Consider the following 22618-nt stretch of genomic DNA (forward strand, 5'->3'; position numbering starts at 1 on the left):
CATCGCTTATGCTCTTTTTTTAAGAAATTTCTCAATAAGATGACATAGAACACAATGAAAATTAATGCTATATTCTCATAGACTTTAAAATTTGTATTAATTTTTTGGGGTTGATTTTTATATCATCCACACCGGACCAATATTGAGTGGATTGATTTGGATCCCGTTCCGCAATATAGGAGTAATAATCTAATGTGCCAAAAGAGCTTATAGCCCAATAAAGTGGAGTTACATACCTTGGCGAAAAGATTTCAAGAACTTTTGTCCCGGGTCTGCAAAAAGTCAAATTTACTAATCCAGCTCCATGCGCTCCAATAATCACATCAGCAGATGCAAACAACTGTACTTGTTCGTTGACTGATAGCTCTTCAAGCCCAACTTTTATAAAGCCAAATTGATTAAGTATATCCATTAATTCATCCTCATTAATGATTTTCCGAGCCCATTTTCTGCTAATATAGATTCGTTTTCTTTCAGAGGATTTCAAAGTCTTTTCATTTAAAAATGTTTTTCTTAAAAAATCGTAAGCCCATTTTGTGGCAAATGATGGCTGTGAAGGCACCACTAAATTTTCTGCTTGGATATGAAAATCATGATGTGTTTTGATTATTTGTTCGGTTTTTATACCTAGCTCGCTAAGTGAATCTGCTTGATAAGGAAATCGTTCGGGTTCATAGTTTACAATATACTGACCCACTTCGATTTGGCTCTTACTCAACAAGTCAAAACGGGGAATGGTTTCATACATCCAATGGTAATAGTTTACGGAACCCGTGTGTGTTAAGTCTGCAATTTTGTGAAAATGGTCTGTAATAGGAGGAAGTGTTTCTCTTTGGAAGATGGAATGATTAGAACGGGGATAGATAAATTCAAGTGAAACATCCCACAGCAAACTATCATCAGGGGTTAAAATTGCACCATTCCGTCCCCATACACGTCCGTAAGGGATAACAGTAACATATCCCTCTTCAAGTAATTTGGGATATTTTATCGGGGGTCTGGAAATTTGTCTTGAAAATGTGGCTGCAGGGTAAATACTCTTAAGCAGGATCTTATTAAAGTAAGGGTCATTATTTATTGTTGCCATCCAATCCCTTGCATTGTTATAAATTTCTTTAGGCGGCAGGAACTTACTCATAAAATTGCCTCCAATATAAATTTGTCCAAAGATGAATATGAAACGGGATTGTCTACATTTGAACAATTGGCATTACTGATATTTTTCTAATCTGAAGGGTTGCAGTTACTAATGCTTTTCTTGTCACGATGTTCCATATTTCTACATCCTTTAAAAAGCGTCTCAACTTAATATATTCGTAAAGAAAATGGATGGTAGGGCTGTTTGCATTATTGAAACAGCCTATATTTCTTAACAAGTGACTAAAAAGGGATATTTGGTGGCATCCAATCGGCAAGGAAGGTTAATAGCAACACTCCATTTCATTCATTCTGCCTATACCGTGCAATTGATTCCTGCATAGTATGTCTCAGACTGACATTAAAATAGCGGGGTGTATTTTTTGAAGAAAATATTGATTACCGGAGTTGCAGGGTTTCTAGGTTCTCATTTGGCTAAGGAGTTGTTAGAAGAGGGACATGTTGTCATTGGAATTGATAACTTAGTATCAGGCAAAATGGATAATATTGTTGGATTAACCAACAAGCACTTTCTTTTTCTAAAATCGGATATCTGCTCTGATGATATTTTGAATCAACCCCTATTGGCAGGTGTTAATGAAATTTATCATCTTGCTTCTCCCGCATCTCCAAAATATTATCAAAACAATCCATTTGCCACAATAGATGTCAATACCAAAGGGACGAAAAATATGCTTGAAATCGCCAAGCAGAATAAGGCAAAAATGGTGTTTACGAGTACAAGTGAAGCCTATGGTGATCCTGAGGTTCATCCCCAAACCGAGGAATATCGGGGGAACGTAAACACATGGGGTCCCAGGGCATGCTATGACGAAGCAAAACGACTAGGAGAAGTTTTATGTTATCTCTACTACTCTATTTACGGTGTCGAGGTTAAGGTAGTTAGAATTTTCAATACCTACTCAGCTGGTCTTGCCAATGATGACGGACGTGTGATTTCTAATTTTGTCAACCAGGCGTTAAAAGGGGAGGAGATTACCGTTTATGGGGATGGTAGACAAACGAGATCGTTCTGCTATGTTTCGGATACCGTTAGGGGATTAAAACTCATGATGGAAAAAGACGACGCAACCGGAGAGATCATTAATATTGGGAATCCTGTTGAATTTACCATTTTACAACTGGCACAACTTGTAAAGAAATTGGCAAACTCCGATAGTTCTATCACTTACCATCCACTGCCTAAAGATGATCCTAAAATGAGACGGCCTGATATATCAAAAGCAAAACAATTGCTCGGTTGGGAGCCCCAGATTTCCATTGAAGAAGGATTAAAAACAACTATAGAAGTTTATAGAGAAAAGATGGGATTGAAGTAAGGGTTCAAACAATTTTAGCCATACCCTCAGGGTATGGCTTTGTCAATTTATGCGCTATTTATATATAACCAATGCTGACATAAAAAAGTCTACTCTTGTATTGTTGATTGATATCAGTATAAAAACTTTATTGATTGGCAACTCCATGATACTTGAAACCCAGGCCAATAACTTCAGCTTTATTAACCATATTCCTGCCGTCAAAAATATACGGCTGATTCATTAGCCGTTTCAGATGTCCCCATTTCAAATAATGATATTCATCCCAGTCTGTACAAATAATCACAGCATCCGCCCCCATTAGGGCTTCTTCTACAGTAGAACATGATACAAAGTTTTTGGATTCCAGTTTTACGACGGGGTCGTGTACCTTCACATGACAATTCATTCCAAAAAGATAGTCGATAACCTTTAAACTGGCCGATTCCCTTATATCATCTGTATTCGCTTTAAAAGCCAATCCAAGCACTGCAACTGTTTTTTGTTTGAAGCCAGAAAGGTTAGATTCTAATTTCTCCATAAAGTGCATTGCTTGCGTTTTGTTCACTTCATGTGCAGCTTCCAGAATAGTTAAATGAATTCCTTGTTGTCGTGAAGTATAAAGTAATGCCTGCACATCCTTTGGAAAACATGAGCCTCCATAACCTAATCCGGCATGAAGAAAATGCGGCCCAATTCGATGGTCTAGGCCGATTCCAGTGGAAATATCATTCACATTGACTCCAATGGCATCGCATAATCTAGCCAACTCATTGATATAGGATATTTTAAGCGCTAAAAACGAGTTAGCGGCATATTTAATCAATTCAGCCGATTTCGGGTTTGTTTCAATGACGGGGCAGGTCATTTCTTTATATAATTCTTTCATAATATTGAATGCCTTTGGGCTTGAAGCACCAATTACGATACGATCCGGATTTAAGGCATCCTTTAAGGCAGACCCTTCCCTTAAAAATTCCGGGTTGGAAACCACATCAAAAGCAACCTCAGAGTTTTGACTTTCTTTAATCCATTTTGTAACCAGTTCCGCTGTTCCAACGGGGACGGTACTTTTATCCACAATTACTTTATATCGGTCCATATAGGCCCCAATTGAACAGGCTGCACTTTTAACGTATTGTAATTCCGCGTTTCCATCAGGCCCTTGTGGTGTCCCCACACAAATGAAGATAACATCATTTTCTTTAATTGCTTTTACGATATCTGTAGTAAAATGGATATTTTGGTTAGTTAAATGTTTTAAAAGGAGGCTGCTTAATCCCGGTTCATAAAAATGAAGTTTGCCAGTTTGTAAGGATTTTATTTTACTTTCATCAACATCGAGCCCTGTTACGGTATGTCCCATTTCACAAAATACAAGCCCTGTAGTGGTACCCACATATCCTGTACCTATAATTAATATATCCATAGTAGAATCCTCCGTTACTCTACGCTGTTATGGTTACGATTCGTTTCTGATTTGTAAATATCGTTAATTAACCTTATATAATCTGAAGTAGTAGCAATATCATACCGACTTTCTAAAAGCTCCAAACCGTAACAAGGGGTATCCTGAAGCATAGATTTGATAGCATCCGTTAATTGAATCTCTCCACCTTTTCCAGGAGTAACGCCTTCAAGATAGTTGAAAATAGATGGCTCCAAAATATATCTTCCAATTACAGCTAAATTGGATGGCGGTGAACTCTCCGGTTTTTCTATGATATCTTTCACTTTATATTGAGGGCCATTGAAGAACTCTGGCTTCACGACACCATATTTACGGAGTAGATGATCTTCCACTTTTTTCAACATAAGGATATTACCCTGATAAAGATTGTACATTTCTACTAATTGCAGTAAGGCCGGTTTGGTTTCAGAAAGAATGATTTCATCTGGAAGCATCACCGCAAAAGGGTCATCCCCAACAAACTGCTTACCTAGGAGAATAGCATCACCCAAGCCATTGGCATAAGGTTGTCTTACATATTGAATATGAACATTTGGAAGCTCCAGTTCCTTAATAAGGTCAGATTTTCCTTTCTCCTGCAAATAAGTTTCCAATTCTAATGAACGATCATAATAATCAAGAATCATATTTTTTGACCGTGAAACGATAATGAGAATTTGTTCAATACCTGAATTGATTGCCTCGTCAATGATATAGTCGAGGGCTGGCCTGCCGCAGATTGGCAACATTTCCTTTGGCATCACTTTGGTGATCGGTAAATTTCTGGTTCCATAACCTGCTGCAGGGATAATTGCTTTCTTCACCATTGCTTATCCCTCCTTTCAACCTATAGCTAATGTATTCACCTTTGTACAAGGAGGGAATATCCCTAAAGATAAAAGGGCAATAAATGGGTTAATGCCAAAGGGCCGTGATGTTCCTATCCCTCTTACACAGGGAATATGGGTAGTAGCCGAATTCCAAGGAATGGAGTTTAACATATAATGCAAAAGACATAATTTCAATTTTTACATTCCAGGAGATGTTAAAAGAGTGGATACGATTACTTTTATTGGATCTAATAAAGCAGGAACGAGCCGTGAAGCATTAAGGGCAGCAAAAGAGCTTGGCTATGCAGTCGTACTTTTAACGGACAGAGGAAAATTTAGAAGGCAGAGAGAGGAATTTACTGAAGTAGACCGTATGATTTACCTTGACAATTTAAGTAATAAGGAAACGATTAGAGAGAAAATAAAAGAATTGGGTCAGAAAGGGTATAACGTTGTGGCATGCTTAAGCTTAGTCGATCCATTTGTTTCACTTGCTTCATCCATATCAGAGGAAATGGGCTTTACAAAGTTATCTACTCATGCCCTATATCTTATGGAAGACAAAATCCGATTTCGCCAAACGTTGAAGGATTTATCAGCGAATCCTTTTTTTTCAGTGGTGAACCCTGAAGTGGGTCACAAAGAAATAGTGCAACAATTGGAAGATAAACTTCCACTCATATTAAAATTACCATTTTCCAATGGATCAAAGGATGTTCTGCTCGTAAAAACAAAACAGGAATTAATCAATGGGATTGAACGGCTGAGATATATAAATAAAGAAACACCCATTTTAATCGAAGAGTATTTGGAAGGTGGCCAATACTTAGTTGAGGTCGTAGCTTGGAAAGGAACAATTCATATTGTTGCAGTATTGGAACAGGATATTTGCTTAAACGAGCGTTTCATTGTCACTGGATATTGTTATCCAGCCATTCTGCCTGATTTCCAAACCAATGGGTTGGAAGAGGTTGTCAGAAAGATTTTATCTAAGCTAGGCATGACAGCAGGATCCTGTCATTTAGAACTTCGTTATTCCAAAGGAGAGTGGAAGCTGATTGAAATTAATCCAAGGATGTCCGGGGGAGCCATGAGCAAAATTATTAATGAAGGAACTGGCATAAGTTTAGTAAAAGAGATAATCAAAATGAATGTAAATCAAGACCCAGACTTGTCCCATTCTAAAAACAAGCATGTGTATGCCAAATTTATCACCATTAATTCTTTTGGCAAGCTGTTAATGGTTACCGGTAAAAAAAGGGCACAATCCCATAAGGGAGTAAAAGAAGTCTATATTAAACCCCGAAAAGGGGCGATATTAAACCCTCCGTTATCGATGGGGGACCGATATGCTTATATTATTGCTGCAGGGTCTACCCGTGAGGAAGCAAGACAGACCGCTTTGGATGCAGCTCAAGAAATTAAATTTTACTTGGAAAGCATTTAGGGAGAAGTGGGTCGAATGATATTAATCGGCATGCTTCACAATCGAAAATCTCCGACAAAGTTAAAACGAGCCTATGCCTGTGCAGCGGCAGCGAAAATGGAAGGGATGGATTTTTGCTATTTTTCGTATCGGTGTGTGGATCTAACTAATAAGAAAATCAATGGCTGGGTGTATGAAAATGGCAACTGGGTTGTAAAAGAATTAAATTATCCAGACGTTATTATTAATGTTAGCAGCCCTGAAACACCCTTGCAAAAAAGTGTTTATTATCAATTAAAACAAATGATCCCCTTTACCCGACAAGCTCTTGGGAACAAAATGTCAGTTTATCAAAAGATGTATGAAGATGGGGAATTTAGGGATTATTTAATCCCAACCTATTTATTGGAAAATCCGGTTGACTTACTCGACTATATAGAGCATACCCCTACGATTGTCGTAAAACCCATTGATGGGAGATATGGAAAAGGAGTTTTATTTATCACAAAAACAACTGATGGAGACTATTTCATTAAAAGCGGCATAATGACTGACCAAATGGACTTTGAGTCCTTTCATATATATATCGAGCAACTTGTTTTGGAGAAGAAATGTTTATATCAGCCTTATATAGATTGTAAAACCAAATATGGTTTGGCTTATGACTTCAGGATACATGTGCAGAAAAATGGACAAGGGGAATGGGAAGTGAATCTGATTTATCCCCGTATTAGCGGAAATAGTCAATTAGTCAGTAATATTGGCAGCGGAGGATACAGGGGTGAATTGGATCCCTTTTTAAAAGAGCAATTTGCCGAAGAGGATTCGAAAATAAAACACAAACTTGAATCGTTAGCTATGGTTTTGCCTACTTATTTAGAAAAGATTTACCAAAAAAGCTTTGACGAAATAGGGATCGATGTGGGTATTGATCCTCACCATCAACTTTGGCTATTTGAAGTGAATACAAGGCCTGGTGCAAGGTACAGGGAACTGGATACAGCCATTAGATTGGTTAAATATGCAAAATATTTGGCTGAAAATTAAGTTTGCTCCGACCATTATTGCCTGCCCAAATTGTGCTCCTTTCCTCACCAATTTCGTTTTAAGGAGATATCCTAATATTAGATGAAATATAGGATGGGGGAAAAATGAAAAAAATGGGGACTACACAAAACAGTTGTCTAATTGAAGCATTACTTGAGGTACAAAAGCTGGAAGAACTACTCACTATGCACTCAACTCCTATTTTAGGGAATTTTCTAGAAAGGGTTTTACAGATTGACACAATTCCTTTTATTCTTTTAACCAATACAGGTCCATTTGAATTAAGCGGAGTTTGTTTAAATGAACAGCATCAAAAACGAGAATGTTTTACCACCAGCTTTTTCAAACTGGTATCAGTGAATGAAGACACAAATTGTGTCAATTTATTGTTATTGCGGCCTTTAAATGCATGCAACCAGCCGTCAAAATCCGTGTGTGATGTATTTAGATTAGAAAAAACTCCGATTTGTGTGGAGGTCAACCTTGATTGCGTTTGTGGAATTCAAAGTTTTCATCCTAATCTATTAAAGAAGGAAATTATCATTGAGCCAAAGTGGTAGAATCAGATTTACATGTCGAGAAGATGTTGGGCTGAGTGAAATGGTAATTCCGGATTATTTGCGGCAGAAATTTGGAATAAAAGGAAATGAATTCATTTTTCATTATGGGGGCTGGAGTAAGGATGTGACGGTTACATTTTCAATTGATGTAAAGGAAAATACAATTCTCATCCATCCAAACTTTTCTGGTCCCTATACTCTTCCTGCTGAACTGGATTTTTCACTAAAAGTTGAAAAAAACCACTTATTTGTCGGTCCAATCATTGCCTTTATTTTCCGAAAGAAAGAGAAGAGTATCAGCAAAAGGCTTAAGAGTTACCTGGATTATACAAGAGAGTACCGCAAGTTTGGCGGATTGCTGATTTTCTGTGCAGCAAATTCCATTGATATCGAAAAAGAAATGATAGAAGGTCATTATTTCGTTCCGGATGAAACGGGTACGAGTGGTTCATGGAGAAATGGAGTCTTTCCTTTTCCGGAGGTGGTATTTCGAAGGTGCAGGGGAGAACAGCTGGAAGTCTTATCAGAACAACTCCCAGGAAGATTGTTTAATCATCCATTGTTAGATAAATGGGAGTTATATGAACGGTTAACATGGTATCCGGATGTGAATAAGTATTTCCCTGAGACCATCAAGTTTACTGGAATGGATTCCATCTCTGATCTTTTAGAAAAATACCATTGTGTTTATGCAAAACCCTCTTTAGGCAAACAAGCGGATGGTATTTATAGAATCATGAAAGAAAGGGATCAATATATAATCGAGGATGTAACTGGGAAAAAGGAAGTTATAGAAGAGCTTGAAAGTGTGAGCAAATGGTTAAAGGAGCAACAGGAAAGCTATATTTTGCAGCAGCCAGTTGAACATCATTTTTTGAATCGCAATATTGTTTTTAGAATCATATTACAAAAAGGCTATGAAAAAGTTTGGTTATGCAGCGGTTCCTATGTCCGTGTTGGCAAACTAGGTAAGATAGCCACAAATCGTCATTTAACAGAAAGCTTTATGACCACAACGGAAGCTTTAAGAAAACTATTTCAGATGAGGAAAGAGGAGACAAGTAGAAAAAAGCAAGAGATGATTCAGTACTGCAAAGAAGTTTGCCAAACCCTTGAAAAAGATGGGGTCCATTTGGCCGATGTTGCTTTTGATGCCATGCTGGATGAGTCATTAAACATTAAGATGCTTGAAATCAATCATCTTACCCATAACCACAGAGGTCCCCTCCAAACCATCCATAATAGGGAAATGTACGAGCGGATTGTTTCCAATCCACTACAGTATGCCGCTGCTCTTGCGGGGTATGGAAGGCAGAATATAACAAGGAAGCCATAAGAGTTGGTTTCCTTGTATATTTATCATTACAGAATCATATTATTGTCATATAATATAATCATATAGAAAGACCTGCCTGTTATCTAAAGGCAGTATGTTCTGAGAATTGAAAACTTGGAGGAATTATCTTGATACTGGATAAACTAGCAAACGCGAAACTGTATGACAACATGCACCCAAGATTAAAGAAGGCGCTTCATTTTTTACTGAAAAATGATTTGGATGCTCTAGAAGTGGGTACATATCCTATCGAGGACAAAAACATATTCGTCATGATTCAAGAATACGAGACAAAAGAACCGAAAGACTGCCGTTTTGAAGCACACGATCACTATACGGATATTCAATATGTCATTCAAGGCCAAGAAAAGATGGGTTATACAGCAATCGGCGAAACGGAAATCGTCGAAGAATATAAGGATAAAGATCTTAAGTTCCTGGAAGCAGAAGGAGACGACTTTGTTGTTAAAACAGGATCGTTTGCCATTTTTACACCCCAAGATGCCCACCGGCCAGGGATGTCTGTCGACCATCCGCAGTCGATTCGCAAAGCAGTTGTAAAAGTACTTTGTGATTAGCACGAACCTAAAAGAATAAGTTTGGAAATAGCACAAAAGAGCGTTAATGTTATTAGCATAACGCTCTTTTGTGCTTAACAATTGAAGTAAGAAGGAGAGGAGGGCTTATTTTCTTTTTGTTGATTTATTATGTTTATTGATTTTTTCGGTCACGATAAAAGCCAGATCATCGTTTCCAAACAAGGATAAAACTCCTAGTACGGTTTCATTCGCAATTTCTCCAGCTTCCTCTTTAGGAACTGTCAGTTCAAGGGCTTCCCTTAAAGCATGATTCGATGTTTGTTGAGGGTAGGCGCTCTTGTACAGTTCCTCAGGATTTAGATCATGATTTATACACCACTGGACAAATACGAGGATCATCATTTTTTCGTCAGCTTGATAGTTTTGAATGATTTTTTCTTCTACATGTTTCTGGTTCATTTTCTCACCTTAATTTTTTGATTGACGTATTCCATGACCATTTCTTTGGTTACCAGTTTTCTTAAAGGGATAATCCGCAAATTGATCCGGTTCATTTCACTAGTCACTTCATTAATTTTATCGGTTGTAAACGGTTTTCCTTCCTTACATAAGGAAATGGCCTCTTCAATATAAGTTTCCCGCAGCTCATCCAATGCCAAAAATTCCAGATAGCTTTTATTCTGTTTGGAAGCATGTTTGATTAAATCTTTATGTACACTCATGATTTCACTCCTAAGCTCGGTAACTTCTATCATCATACCACAAATTATTTAAATAGGCCTGTAAAATTAGGCTGTTGATTTCGGCTCCAATCAACAGTGAAAAAAACAACATTATCGTTTAACAGGGCCTAAAAATAAGTAAAAGCCAATATGGACCGCTCCGTAGATTTTATCAATATACATAAAGTGGAATAATTGTATTTATCGTAAAAACATTGAAATTTTTTCCATAACCTTTATAGTAGTATAGAGAGAGTACTAAATTACTAGACGGGGGTTTATTGTGAAAAAAAAGAAATGGATCTGGATTGTGTCAATTGTCGTGTTTTTACTGATTGCAGGAACAGCTGGCTTTGTTCTTACAAAAGGAAAAGCCAAAACGGCTGGAAAACCAGTTGAACAAATGGGAATCACTGTTCAAAAGGTAAAGGAACAGGAATTGATTGAGTCGATTTTGGTGACCGGTGAAATTGTCCCAGAAAATGAGCAAAAAGTTTTTCTTGAGTCAGAAAAAGGCACGGTCAAGGAGTTCAAAGCAGCCGAAAATCAAACCATCAAAGCGGGCGACCCGCTGATCGTATATGATGCAACGAAATTGGAAAATGAACTGAACAAGGCCAAACGTGGGCTGGAATTGCTTAAAAACAGAGGAAAAACAGAACAAAATCAAATTGCCGATATAACAAAACGAATTAATGACGCAAAAAAACAACCGCAAACCCAAACCATTGCTGCTGAGGTAGGCACCGAAGGGGGAAGTCCTGCTGCTGTGGACATTACCCAACTATCAAAAGAAAAGATTGATATGGAAATGCAATATGAAAATACCAAATCAGAAATTTCATCAGCCGAGGAACAAATCAAAGAGCTCACCGCTCAAATTAATGACATGACGGTTGTAAGCAAGATGGATGGCATCGTAGTAAAAGTCAACCAAAACGTGGCCAAAACAGAAACCGGTTCAACAGAACCAGTTGTTCACATTATTTCCAACCAGCCTTATAAGGTAATTGGCACGATGAGTGAATTTGATGCCGTCAAAATTCAAGAAGGACAAGCTGTCATTATTCGGCCAAAGGTATATAAAAATCGGGAATGGATGGGTAAAATCGAAACTGTTTCGCAATTTCCAACCGATGGTGCTAGTGGCGGCGGCGAAGCCATGATGGTCGGCGGTGGCGGCAATGTCACGATGTATCCGTTTAAAGTCGCTATTACCGATGATACGAAAGAGTTGCGCCAAGGTTTCCATGTTTCGCTGGAAATCAAGGCAGGCGGTTCGGAAAAATCACTGGTCATTCCGCATCCGGCTTTGATTGATGAAGGCGGTCCCAAGGTAGTTTATATTCTGTCTGATGGAAAGCTCGAACGGAGGGAAGTTCAAACCGGTGCCATGAATGACGAATTCATCGCGATTACGCAAGGGGTGGAGAGAGATGAACTGGTCGTCATTACCCCAACTCCAGAAATGCATGACGGAATGGAAGTGACCTCGTTTGATCAAGTTGACTAACATTACGAAGGTTTATGGAAAAGGAGATTTGGAAGTTCCCGTGCTGCATGGCATTAATTTAACAATCGAGGATGGCGAGTTTATCGCCATCATGGGACCATCAGGGTCGGGAAAATCTACGTTAATGAATATCATTGGTTTCTTGGACTATCCGACGGCGGGCAGTTTTGAATTAAACGGACAAGCAATCGGATCGGCAAAGGAACGCGCGCTGGCGCGATTAAGAAATGAACACATCGGCTTTGTGTTTCAGCAATTTTTCATGTTTCCCCGAGATAACGCCATGAAAAATGTCGCCTCCCCGCTTATTTATGCCGGGGTATCTAAACGGGAACGGACCCAAAGGGCCAAACAGATGTTGGAAAAGGTTGGACTGAGTGACAGGATGAAGCATTTGCCGAACCAGTTATCCGGCGGCCAGAAGCAACGGGTGGCCATTGCCAGGGCGCTGGTAAATAATCCTTCGATTATCTTGGCTGATGAACCGACAGGAGCACTGGATTCCAAAACGAGCGAGCAAATCATGCACTTGTTTAAACAGTTGAACCAAGAAGGAAAAACGGTGATTCTTGTTACCCATGAGGAAGAAATAGCGGCCTACGCCAACAGGATCATCATGATAAAAGATGGAATGATCATCGATGATCGGAGGGTCATGTCATGAATCTTTGGGAAAGCTTAAAAATTGCCTTGTCTTCGATTTGGAACCATAAAGTCCGCTCCGTCCTGACTATGCTCGGTATCATTATCGGGGTGGCGGCTGTCATCCTTATCGTGGCGATTGGCCAAGGTACGAGAAAACAGCTAACCGATCAAATGTTCGCTACCGATAAAAATGCCATTGATATTTACTATGAATATATGCCTAAAGAGGGCGAGCCGGATATGTACTGGCAAGAGCCAAAACTGATGACAGAGGACATCCAAACTCTTGCCGGGGTTCCAGGGGTGAAGGCTGTCATTGGAATCAATCACGCTGGTGGACAGGTGGTCTACAACGATAAGCAGGGAGATATGCAGATTACAGGAGTGGGTTCTGAATACTTTTCAGCGAAAAAAGTTAAGATCGTTGAAGGCCGTCCATTTTATGCGGCGGATACTGATGGTCTCAACCGGGCTATCTTGATGGATACCACCGCCAGAAAAAAGTATTTTAAGGAAAAAGAGGATCCAATCGGCAGCATCGTTGATATCAATGGCAATCCCTTTAAAGTGGTTGGCGTCTATCAATCACCGGTTCCTGAACAATATCGCAGTTCGGAGGGTGAATTGCTGATGCCGCGAACCGTGGTGTCCATGATGTTTGGGACTATGGAAATTGAGCAGTTGTCCGTGATTGCCAGTGATTCAGAAAAAATTTCCGAGACGGGCCGGCTGGCTGCCGATACTTTGACAAAGAAAAAGAAGCTGGAGGATGGAAGATATACCACCCAGAATTTTGAACAATATGAAGCGGAATTGAACAAAACCATTACCTTATTGACCCTGCTGATTGGCAGCATTGCCGGCATTTCCCTTTTGGTTGGAGGGATTGGCGTGATGAATATTATGCTGGTTTCAGTAACGGAACGAACAAGGGAAATCGGACTGCGCAAAGCAATCGGCGCCACAAGACCAAGAATTTTGTTGCAGTTTCTGATTGAATCCGCCACGCTTACCTCATTGGGCGGGATGATTGGGATCGGTCTGGCCACGATTGGAACCATTCTTGTCAGCAGATTTTCACCCATTGGCGCTTCGATGAATCCGTTGATTGTGATAATTGGTGTTAGTTTTTCCGCCTTCATCGGCATCATTTTCGGCATTCTGCCAGCAAACAAAGCATCCAAGCTGAGTCCCATTGATGCCTTGAGATATGAATAATTCTGACTGAATAAAGCCGTTTTTTGCTTACCAAAGCAAGACCGGCTTTATATTTTGAAAGCGGGCTCCAAAAGAAACTACTATTTTTTTTGATAGACGATATATATTTCTATTTATAAAATAAAGTTATCTATTCTTCAAAGGGGTAATTCCATGGATACTAACTATACAAATATTAATTCTGCTGTCATTGATAACTGGGTCGATAACCATTGGGAATGGGGAATACCGATTTCCCACGAAACCTATGAAAAAGCGGTTAGAGGTGAATGGAACGTCTTCCTTACACCGACTAAACCAGTTCCAAAGGAGTGGTTTCCGCCATTAAAAGGCTGTAGGATTTTGGGCCTTGCTTCTGGCGGTGGACAGCAAATGCCGATATTTACAGCATTGGGAGCCGTTTGTACGGTTATGGACTATTCACAAAAACAGTTAGATAACGAAATGATGGTAGCAAACCGTGAAGGCTATTCCATTCAAACCGTAAAAGCCGATATGACCAAACCATTTCCTTTTGAGGATGGATCTTTTGATCTGATCTTTCATCCTGTATCAAATTGTTATATAGAAGATGTTTTCCATGTTTGGAAGGAATGTAATAGGGTTTTAAAAAAAGGCGGCATATTGTTGGCTGGCATGGACAACGGCATCAATTATATTTTTAATGATGAGCAAATTATCTTAACAAATAAACTTCCATTTAATCCTTTAAAAGATCAAAGGCTTTACAAAGAATGCATGGAAAAGAATCTGGGAATTCAATTTTCACATACGATTGAGGAACAGATTGGCGGACAATTAAAAGCCGGATTTATTTTGAATGACTTGTACGAGGATACAAATGGAAATGGGAGATTGCATGAATATCAAGTGCCTACTTTTGTCTCAACTAGAGCAATAAAAAAGTAATACTAGCGGAATTCTGCTGTTCAAACAGTATTCAAGTTGAAGGTAAATGAACAACAGCCAGACTCCAATCTGGCTGTTTTAAGCATAAGAAAATATGTTGACCGTTCGGTATAAAACAATTATCATTATACCGAACGGTCAACATATAAGATGACGAAGGGGAATATTATATGAAGCAAAGCAATTCTAAAGAAAAAATATTGAACGCTGCTTCTGCGCTTTTCCGTAAGCAAGGTTATCACGCGACAAGTTTAAGTCAAATTACAGAGTTGAGTGATGCTCCTAGAGGTTCCGTTTATTATTATTTTCCCGGTGGAAAAGAAGAATTAGCAAAAGAAGCCATTCAACAAACGGGAATAAGAATCAAACATCAGATACATGAATCCTTGTCATTATTTGAAGATACAGCTTTAGGGGTCAACCATTGGATTAAAAGGATAGCCGAGAAATTAGAGCAAAAAGGAGAAAGTGTAACCGTTTCATTAGTGGCTATGTCGAGTGAGGTCTGGTCTTCAAGTGAAACTTTACGACAAACCTGCCAAGAGGTTTATGGCGAATGGGAACAACTTTATGTAGAAAAACTTGTGTGTTCCGGGTACCCTCCTGAGGAAGCACGACGGTTGGCTACAGCGATTCAATCTTGGATTGAGGGAGCCTATACACTTTCTCTTACCAAACAAAGCACGGAACCTCTGCATATAGTCGGGGAACAGGTATTTAAAATTCTTGCGAAAAATTAGAGAGGTGATTTCCATCGCCCTATATTGTAGGGATGGAGGAATGAAGGCAAGGGAGGGCAACATGTGCATACACGGTTAAAAAATTTGTTTGCGATTAAAGGTTATCGTTTATTTGTCATTTGTATGCTGCTGGTCGGGATTGGCATTTCCATTACTCAGCCTTACTTATCCTTATATTGCACTGAAGTCTTTGGCATGAGTGCAGGAGCCTTTGGCATTTTTATGGCAATCAGCTCTTTAAGCGGCGTGGTGGTTAACTCACTTATTGCGAAACGTTCTGACAGCGGTTTGAACCGGAAATGGTTGATCATATTAGCGATGCTTTCCTCAGCGTTGGGATATGCTTCTTATTTATTGTTCCATAACTTTTTTGTCTTGCTGGCAGTCGTCACGCTGTTTAATGGCTTAGGGGCTGCTGCGATGCCACAAATATATGCCTCCGCACAAGAATCAGCGAATGAAAGCAACTCCGATGACAAGACGTTTGCGATGTCAACATTGCGGTCTCTTGTGTCTCTTGGTTTCCTGATTGGACCATTAGGGGGGACTTTCATATTGGGAGCACTTGGCTATAATGGGCTTTTTTTAGGAACATCAGCCATTTTTCTGATCATTGCCTCACTTGTTCTTTTGTTTTTAAGAAAACGAAAAACAGTTCAAAATGATCAGAAGAGAACCAATGCCGGAACCCTATCGGTGAAAAATAAGCAGATTATGCAGCCGCTTATCGCCTTTATCTTGCTTTTTGCAGTCAATGCCTTTAACAGTATCAACACACCACTCTTTATTGTGAATGAGCTTCATGGGACGCATACGGAAGTGGGATTGGTGGTTAGTTTTTCAGCTGGTTTGGAAATTCCGATTATGATTGTCCTCGGGGCCATGAGCAAAAAGGTATCGAATCATTCCCTGATGATTATCGGGTGCTATGTTTCGGTCATCTACTATATTATCTTAACTATTTCGACTGCTTCCTGGCAGTTGGTCGCAGCGCAGCTTCTTCAGGCTACTTCTGTTGCCATTCTTATGGGAAATGGATTGAGCTATTTCACGGATTTGCTGCCTCATTCACCGGGACTATCAACAACGATTTATACCAATGGCTCAACCATTGGCAGACTAATAGGGAATTTGAGCGGCGGTGTCATTGCCCAGTTTGCAGGGTACCGGAATGTATACGTTGTAAGTCTGCTTTTTGTGGTTATCGCGTTTTTTATGTTATGGAAAACAAGATACAACAAGGAAACGGGAATCCCTGTAGAAGACATTCCATCCTCAAAATCCTGTTCGATGTAGTTTTCCATTATAGTAGAATATATTCTAATTCTTAAAGAATAGTAAGGATGAGGGAAGACAAATGAAAAAGACGTTATATTTAATGAGACATGGACAAACATTATTTAATCAAAGAAGGAAAGTGCAAGGTTGGTGTGATTCACCTCTTACAGATTTAGGAATAAAACAAGCGGAGACGGCTGCAAAATATTTTAAAGAACACAATATTGTGTTCGACCGTGCTTATAGTTCAACATCCGAAAGGGCTTGCGATACCTTGGAAATTGTGACTGATATGCCTTATACAAGAGTAAAAGGTTTGAAGGAATGGAATTTTGGAACTTTCGAAGGGGAAAGTGAAGATTTAAACCCACCATTGCCTTATGATGATTTTTTTGTTAAATATGGCGGGGAAGACCAGCAAGAATTCCAACAAAGAATTGCTTCATCCCTTCAAAAAATAATGGAAGAAGAAAATGAAGTGGTTTTAGCTGTATCACATGGTGCGGCTTGCAGAAATTTCATGAGGGTATGGGAACATACTAGTCCCATAAGACAACAAGAACGGATTGGCAATTGCTGCATTTTGAAATTTGAATATGAAAACAACGAATTTAAATTAGTTGAAATTATTAATCATAATTTTAATTGTTAATATTCGAAATGCAGAAGCACATGATCCAACGGCAATTTCTAAATATAATGATGTTGTAGATTCGTAGAAAACAATTTTAATATCAGTTACGGAGAGAACGGAATATGAAACTAATTGCACTCGATTTAGACGGTACAACTTTGAACTCAAAAAAAGAAATGAATGAACAAACCTTACAAGTCATAAAAATGGCACAACATCAAGGACATATCGTTATAGTAATGTCCGGACGTTCGCCCCAATCTATTCATGGCCAATTGAAAAATACGGCTTAAATTGCCCTATTGGCGCAAGTAACGGCACGTTTTTATTTGCTGATGGTAAATTATTAGAATTGATTTCTTTAACCGAATATCAAATCAAAACAATCGCTTTTGAATTTGAGAAAGAATGGGTACCTTATAATTTCACAACAAATAAAGGCTCATTTGCTCCTAGAGATTGGGGCGATCGATTAGAAAAAGTTTTATCATCGGGACGTGTACCCGCTGAATATTTTCAAAATCAGCACTACCAAATGTTTACCGCCCATCCAAGCGTGTACGGTCGTTCCTTTTTTGACCAAGTCGAGGAAATAATCGATCGTAAAGAGCTTACGATACTTAAATTTCTTAATGTGGCCTTGGATCCTGAACAGAAAAAACGTTTACAGCAATCTTTAGAATCCATTCAAGACATCCATATTGCCTCTTCTTCACCATTTAATCTTGAAGTCACCCATATTGATGGACATAAAGGGAACGGTCTAATACGTATGGCCCGCCATTTTGGTATTCCATTAGAAGATACGGTGGCGATTGGAGATGAAATGAATGACATTCCTATGTTCAACGTGGCGGGTTTAGCGATTGCAATGGGAAATGCCGAAGAAGAAGTGAAAAAACATAGTGACATGGTTACGTTGACAAATGATGAAAATGGTGTTGCTTATGCTATTGAAAAATATGTCTTAAGCGATTCTTATATAGTTAAAAACTAACAAAACGAAATAAGTTTGCACTCGAGTATACCAATTTTATTTGATGTTTATAAAATCAACTTAATCATCTACAATATCTTACTAATCTAAAAATAGAGGAATATGGTAAAAGGGGATTTTGATATTGGATACAGAAAAATTATTAGCATTTATCAGTGTGACTGAAGCCAATAGTTTTTCAAAAGGAGCGGAAATGCTGTTCCTAAACCAACCTACTCTAAGTGCGAGAATCAAGGCATTAGAAAGTGAACTGGATGTAGAGCTATTTGAGAGGACGAAAGGAAAAGCGGTAAAACTTTCAACCTATGGACATTTATTTCTGCCTTATGCAAAAAAAATAGTAGAAATGATGCTTGAATCTAAAAATATATTGGAAAAGGAAAAAGATAAACAAAACACGCAAGTTCGAATCGGTACCTCTGTTTATGGAAATTACCTCCTTCCGGATTTGTTTGGGAAGTTTCATCTTCAAATTCCAAATATAGAGATATCTGTAGTTAGTGGTTATACACCAGAAATTGTAGAAATGGTCATGTCTGGGTTAGTTGATGTTGCATTTGTAAACGATATTGTTCCATTCAATGAAGTAGAAAACATTAAATTGTTAGAGCAAGAATTACTTCTCATCTATCATCCAAGTTATATTACAGATCCCGCTTTTACTATTCCAATAGAGAATCTTTTAGGGAAAACCCTAATTATTTTTGGTAAAAAAATCAAGTATGAAAACAAGAATAAATCCATTGCTCCCATCATGTTTGACTATATTGATCAACATCGTATTGATTTTAAAAAAATACTTTTCATTGACCAAATTGAGCCACTTAAAGGTTTAATTAAGAAGGGAAATGGATTTGCATTATTTCCGAAATTAATGGTTGAGCCTGAATTAGAACGGGGCGATTTTATTTCACGCTCATTAACTCCGCCTGTTCGTCCAATGGCAATACATTTCATCTATCGAAAAGAGAGCGAAAACAAGATTATCAGAGAAATTAAAAAAATTGTTTTAGCACATTTTCAAATTGAATAGACCAAAAGATTAACGTTCATCCTTTCATTTAGGATGAACGTTTTTTAGTTATAAAAAATTTTGATAGGTCAATAAAAATTTCAATTAGTGGAAAAGGAATTACTTCGATACACTTAACCATAAAGAAGTGGAAAAAATATAAAGGTGGCGAAACAACTAAATAGGTGAATATAAGAAGTCACTAGGAATTTTCAAGATTTACAGTTAATAACTACTTTTAGGGATGATTTAAATAAGGTGATTTAATCTTTAAGTAATGGGAGAGTTCGACAATGATCATGACTGGTGGAGAATTACTTGTTCGGATGTTAAAAGCTGAAGGCGTTCCAGTTGTTTACGGTGTATGTGGCGGTAAGTTAGGTACATTTTTGTCGGCGATATATATGGAACCATCGATCGAGTTTGTAGGGACTCGTCACGAGGCAAATGCTGCACATATGGCTTGTGCAACTTTCCATTCAACAGGAAAAGTTGGAGTCTGTATGGGAGAAATCGGTGCAGGAGCAAGCAATATGCTGCCTGGGGTTGCAAGCGCATATGGAAATAATATACCGATGCTCGTTATTACCTCAAATAACCCTACAAGCCTGTCATATCCTTTTAAAGATATGTATATGGATTTAGACAATGAAAATCTTTATAAATCAATTACGAAATGGAATGCGGTGGTACGAAATATTGAGCGTATTCCGGAATTAGTCAGAAGAGCATTTCGGGAAGCTTTATCGGGAAAGCCCGGCCCTGTGCAGCTTGATTTTCCAACGGATATATTAATGAATAGTGTAGAAATAGATGAAAGTCTACTAGATATAAAACCTGAAAAATATCGGGTTGTGGATCGGCCTCGTGGAGATGCTCAGCAAATTATGGCCGCCGCAGAACTCTTATCTAAGGCAGAGCGTCCGGTATTATTAGCTGGCGGTGGTGTAGTAAAATCAGAGGCTGCTGAAGAATTTCGCAGCATAGCCAAACTACTTGATGCACCTGCAACCGCCTCTCAAATGGGAGCAGGCGTTGTATCAAGTGAAGAATTCATTGGAACTTCCGGTATTATTGGAGGTCATGTCATCCCTATTGCATTACGTGAGGCTGATGTAGTGCTTATAGTCGGCTGTCGTCTTTCCTCCTGGTTATGGGATGGAGAAGGTCCGCTTGTGCGGGGCTGGCCTAAACAAAAGGTCATTCATATTGATATCAGTCCCTCCATTATAGGAAAGAATACACTTATTGATGTAGGAATCCAAGGGGATACAAAGTCAGTATTACAAGATTTATACGTAGCTTTGGCTAATAAAATTCAGCCAGTTTCCAACAGGAAATGGACAAGATACCTGGTAAATGAGTACAGCTCTTATCGGGAAAGCCTAGAAAATCTTGCTAACGATACTAATCAGTCTATCATGCATCCTGCAACTCTAGCAAAGGAAATTGGCGAGTTCATAAAAAGGGATTCATTTGTTGTTTTTGATGGAGGACACACCACTTTTTGGAGTAACGATTTTACTCCCATTCTTGAACCGCGTACCAGGTTCTTTGAACAGGGGATGGGGATCTTAGGATTTGGCGTGCCATATGCCCATGCCATAAAAAAATTATATCCAGATCGACCGGTTTATCATATTACTGGTGACGGTTCTTTTGGATTTACAATGCAGGAACTTGATACAGCCCGTAGATATGGATTACCAGTCATTCATATCATTCACAACAATGCCTCATGGGGAATCATCAAACATGGTCAAACCAAGAGATACGGTTTTGAGATTGGCACCGATTTATCAGGTACGAATTACGCGGAAATTGCTCGTGCATTCGGATGTTACGGAGAGCGGGTAACCGTCAAAGAAGAGATTAAACCAGCCTTACAAAGGGCAATGGACTCAGGATTGCCTTCGGTAATCGATGTGGAGGTACATTTTGATCCCCATCCTTCAGGAAAAATTTTTAGTGAAATGGGATTTATAGGCCTAGATAAAAATGCAACAAAGACCATTTTAAAAAGCTGGAGTTAACCTACTGTATCCAAATTAGCTAGGTTCAAAAATGATCTTTTCCTTCAACAATTATTGATAGGAAAACTCCCTGATTTCCTTAGATTAAGTAGGGAATCAGGGAGTTTTTGTTATTTGTTATAGGACAAAATCTTAAATTTTGGCTTTCTGGCAGGGGATAGTCTGGAAATATCGAATTTATTACGGGGCACTATGTAGCATTAAATAGAAATACTGTTCTTATCATTTAATTTATGGAAAGTTATCAGGAAAGGAAGATGTCATTTGCGAATTATCGTTATAGGGGGCAGCGGGCATATAGGTACCTATCTAATCCCTCGATTGGTGAGAGATGGGCATGAGGTTTTGAATGTCAGCAGGGGAAAAAGGGATCCATACCAAAATGACCCAGCGTGGAATATGGTCAAACAGATTGAACTTGATCGAAGTGTGGAGGAAAGTAACGGCCAATTTGGCCAAAAAATAAAGGAGCTTCGTCCTGATATCGTCATTGATTTAATTTGTTTTACATTGAATAGTGCAAAACAGTTGGTTGAGGCGTTAGACGGAAATGTCCAGCAGCTTATCAGCTGCGGAACCATCTGGGTACACGGCCATAGCAAAGAGGTTCCAACGACAGAAGCACAAGAGCGGCTTCCATTCGGGGAGTATGGGATCCAGAAGGCTGCTATTGAAGCGTATCTTTTAAATAAGGCAAGAAGGGACGGATTTCCGGCCACGGTACTTCATCCTGGTCATATTGTTGGGCCGGGCTGGGTACCATTAAACCCGGCCGGCCATTTTAACCCAGCCGTTTTTTCAAGGTTAGCAAAGGGAGAGGAAGTCTGTTTGCCGAATTTAGGGCTGGAAACGGTCCACCATGTCCACGCGGATGATGTTGCCCAGGCATTTGAGAGGTCAGTAAACAATTGGGGAGCCGCGATTGGTGAGAGTTTTCATGTTGTTTCTCCTGGGGCGGTTACGTTGCGCGGTTATGCTGAAGAAGTGGCAAGCTGGTTTGGTCAATCTGCTAATCTTCGCTACCTGCCTTGGAATGAATGGCGCTTGAGGGTATCTAGTCAAGAAGCCCAGCATACTTGGGATCATATTGCCCATAGCCCAAACTGCAGCATGGCAAAAGCAGAGCGGCTGCTAAATTATCAGCCCCGTTACCGTTCATTTGAGGCTGTGCGCGAATCGGTTATGTGGTTGATTGAAAAGGGTAAAATAGAGTTGAAAAAATGATCAACAATCTCATATGTTTTAAAGATAATTAACAATTATTATAGATTTG

General features: G+C 39.0%; 21 protein-coding genes and 1 pseudogene. 17 read left to right on the forward strand and 5 right to left on the reverse strand.

Going from position 1 to position 22618, the window contains the following annotated elements:
* Positions 1-67 precede the first annotated feature (67 nt).
* Positions 68-1138, reverse strand: coding sequence for a glycosyltransferase family 61 protein (locus tag ACY8D0_RS26340; protein ID WP_462413422.1), 1071 nt, complete (start codon positions 1136-1138; stop codon positions 68-70).
* A gap of 382 nt (positions 1139-1520) precedes the next feature.
* Here ACY8D0_RS26340 and ACY8D0_RS26345 point away from each other — a divergent pair, with 382 nt between their 5' ends.
* The gene (locus ACY8D0_RS26345; RefSeq protein WP_462413423.1) at positions 1521-2477 is read left to right on the forward strand and encodes a UDP-glucuronic acid decarboxylase family protein; all 957 of its coding nucleotides are present in this window, start codon (positions 1521-1523) and stop codon (positions 2475-2477) included.
* Positions 2478-2604: 127 nt separating this feature from the next.
* On the opposite strand, the gene ACY8D0_RS26350 is transcribed toward ACY8D0_RS26345, so the two are convergent.
* On the reverse strand, positions 2605-3885 hold the full coding sequence (locus tag ACY8D0_RS26350) for a UDP-glucose dehydrogenase family protein (RefSeq protein WP_462413424.1): 1281 nt from the start codon (positions 3883-3885) through the stop codon (positions 2605-2607).
* A gap of 14 nt (positions 3886-3899) precedes the next feature.
* Entirely contained in the window at positions 3900-4733 is an 834-nt protein-coding gene (locus ACY8D0_RS26355; RefSeq protein WP_462413425.1) for a UTP--glucose-1-phosphate uridylyltransferase, read from the reverse strand.
* A 226-nt stretch (positions 4734-4959) separates the two neighbouring features.
* Here ACY8D0_RS26355 and ACY8D0_RS26360 point away from each other — a divergent pair, with 226 nt between their 5' ends.
* The 5 genes from ACY8D0_RS26360 to ACY8D0_RS26380 all read left to right on the forward strand — a co-directional run bounded on the left by ACY8D0_RS26360 (position 4960) and on the right by ACY8D0_RS26380 (position 9683).
* A complete protein-coding gene (locus tag ACY8D0_RS26360) occupies positions 4960-6183 on the forward strand; it encodes an ATP-grasp domain-containing protein (RefSeq protein WP_462413426.1) in 1224 nt (407 codons plus the stop codon).
* Positions 6184-6198: 15 nt separating this feature from the next.
* Complete coding sequence (locus ACY8D0_RS26365) at positions 6199-7209, forward strand: YheC/YheD family endospore coat-associated protein (RefSeq protein ID WP_462413427.1); 1011 nt, start codon at positions 6199-6201, stop codon at positions 7207-7209.
* Between the two features lie 104 nt (positions 7210-7313).
* A complete protein-coding gene (locus ACY8D0_RS26370) occupies positions 7314-7769 on the forward strand; it encodes a CotY/CotZ family spore coat protein (protein WP_462413428.1) in 456 nt (151 codons plus the stop codon).
* Positions 7753-9105 carry a YheC/YheD family protein gene (locus ACY8D0_RS26375; RefSeq protein WP_462413429.1) on the forward strand — a complete coding sequence of 451 codons (1353 nt, stop codon included), beginning with the start codon at positions 7753-7755 and terminating at the stop codon, positions 9103-9105. The genes ACY8D0_RS26370 and ACY8D0_RS26375 overlap by 17 nt, the downstream gene beginning before the upstream one ends.
* 128 nt (positions 9106-9233) lie before the next feature.
* A complete protein-coding gene (locus tag ACY8D0_RS26380; protein WP_462413430.1) occupies positions 9234-9683 on the forward strand; it encodes a NanQ anomerase/TabA/YiaL family protein in 450 nt (149 codons plus the stop codon).
* 105 nt (positions 9684-9788) lie between these two features.
* Here the strand turns inward: ACY8D0_RS26380 and ACY8D0_RS26385 are convergent, their stop codons facing one another.
* Together ACY8D0_RS26385 and ACY8D0_RS26390 are read right to left on the reverse strand one after the other, a co-directional pair.
* Positions 9789-10103, reverse strand: a complete 315-nt coding sequence (locus tag ACY8D0_RS26385) for a hypothetical protein (RefSeq protein ID WP_462413431.1) — start codon at positions 10101-10103, stop codon at positions 9789-9791.
* Positions 10100-10366 carry a DUF2533 family protein gene (locus ACY8D0_RS26390; protein WP_462413432.1) on the reverse strand — a complete coding sequence of 89 codons (267 nt, stop codon included), beginning with the start codon at positions 10364-10366 and terminating at the stop codon, positions 10100-10102. Before ACY8D0_RS26390 ends, ACY8D0_RS26385 begins: the two co-directional genes overlap by 4 nt.
* A 283-nt stretch (positions 10367-10649) precedes the next feature.
* On the opposite strand from ACY8D0_RS26390, the gene ACY8D0_RS26395 reads away from it, so the two are divergent.
* The 11 genes and pseudogenes from ACY8D0_RS26395 (at position 10650) to ACY8D0_RS26445 (ending at position 22569) form a co-directional block, all read left to right on the forward strand.
* Positions 10650-11879, forward strand: coding sequence for an efflux RND transporter periplasmic adaptor subunit (locus ACY8D0_RS26395; protein ID WP_462413433.1), 1230 nt, complete (start codon positions 10650-10652; stop codon positions 11877-11879).
* Positions 11863-12543, forward strand: a complete 681-nt coding sequence (locus ACY8D0_RS26400) for an ABC transporter ATP-binding protein (protein WP_462413434.1) — start codon at positions 11863-11865, stop codon at positions 12541-12543. Before ACY8D0_RS26395 ends, ACY8D0_RS26400 begins: the two co-directional genes overlap by 17 nt.
* A complete protein-coding gene (locus ACY8D0_RS26405) occupies positions 12540-13742 on the forward strand; it encodes an ABC transporter permease (RefSeq protein WP_462413435.1) in 1203 nt (400 codons plus the stop codon). The genes ACY8D0_RS26400 and ACY8D0_RS26405 overlap by 4 nt, the downstream gene beginning before the upstream one ends.
* 153 nt (positions 13743-13895) lie before the next feature.
* Positions 13896-14651: a class I SAM-dependent methyltransferase gene (locus tag ACY8D0_RS26410; protein WP_462413436.1), complete on the forward strand. Its 756-nt coding sequence runs from the start codon at positions 13896-13898 to the stop codon at positions 14649-14651.
* A 170-nt stretch (positions 14652-14821) separates the two neighbouring features.
* Positions 14822-15391 (forward strand): TetR/AcrR family transcriptional regulator, encoded by a 570-nt coding sequence (locus tag ACY8D0_RS26415; protein ID WP_462413437.1) that lies wholly within the window; start codon positions 14822-14824, stop codon positions 15389-15391.
* 63 nt (positions 15392-15454) lie between these two features.
* Positions 15455-16687 (forward strand): sugar efflux transporter, encoded by a 1233-nt coding sequence (locus tag ACY8D0_RS26420; protein WP_462413438.1) that lies wholly within the window; start codon positions 15455-15457, stop codon positions 16685-16687.
* Positions 16688-16748: 61 nt separating this feature from the next.
* The gene (locus tag ACY8D0_RS26425; protein WP_462413439.1) at positions 16749-17321 is read left to right on the forward strand and encodes a histidine phosphatase family protein; all 573 of its coding nucleotides are present in this window, start codon (positions 16749-16751) and stop codon (positions 17319-17321) included.
* Positions 17322-17425: 104 nt separating this feature from the next.
* Positions 17426-18300 (forward strand): annotated as a pseudogene (locus ACY8D0_RS26430) (Cof-type HAD-IIB family hydrolase).
* 124 nt (positions 18301-18424) lie between these two features.
* Complete coding sequence (locus ACY8D0_RS26435; RefSeq protein WP_462413440.1) at positions 18425-19333, forward strand: LysR family transcriptional regulator; 909 nt, start codon at positions 18425-18427, stop codon at positions 19331-19333.
* A gap of 272 nt (positions 19334-19605) precedes the next feature.
* The gene (locus ACY8D0_RS26440) at positions 19606-21345 is read left to right on the forward strand and encodes a thiamine pyrophosphate-binding protein (protein WP_462413441.1); all 1740 of its coding nucleotides are present in this window, start codon (positions 19606-19608) and stop codon (positions 21343-21345) included.
* A 264-nt stretch (positions 21346-21609) separates the two neighbouring features.
* Positions 21610-22569: an NAD-dependent epimerase/dehydratase family protein gene (locus ACY8D0_RS26445; RefSeq protein WP_462413442.1), complete on the forward strand. Its 960-nt coding sequence runs from the start codon at positions 21610-21612 to the stop codon at positions 22567-22569.
* The last annotated feature ends 49 nt before the right edge of the window (positions 22570-22618 follow it).

The sequence above is a fragment of the Neobacillus camarae genome (assembly GCF_054950115.1).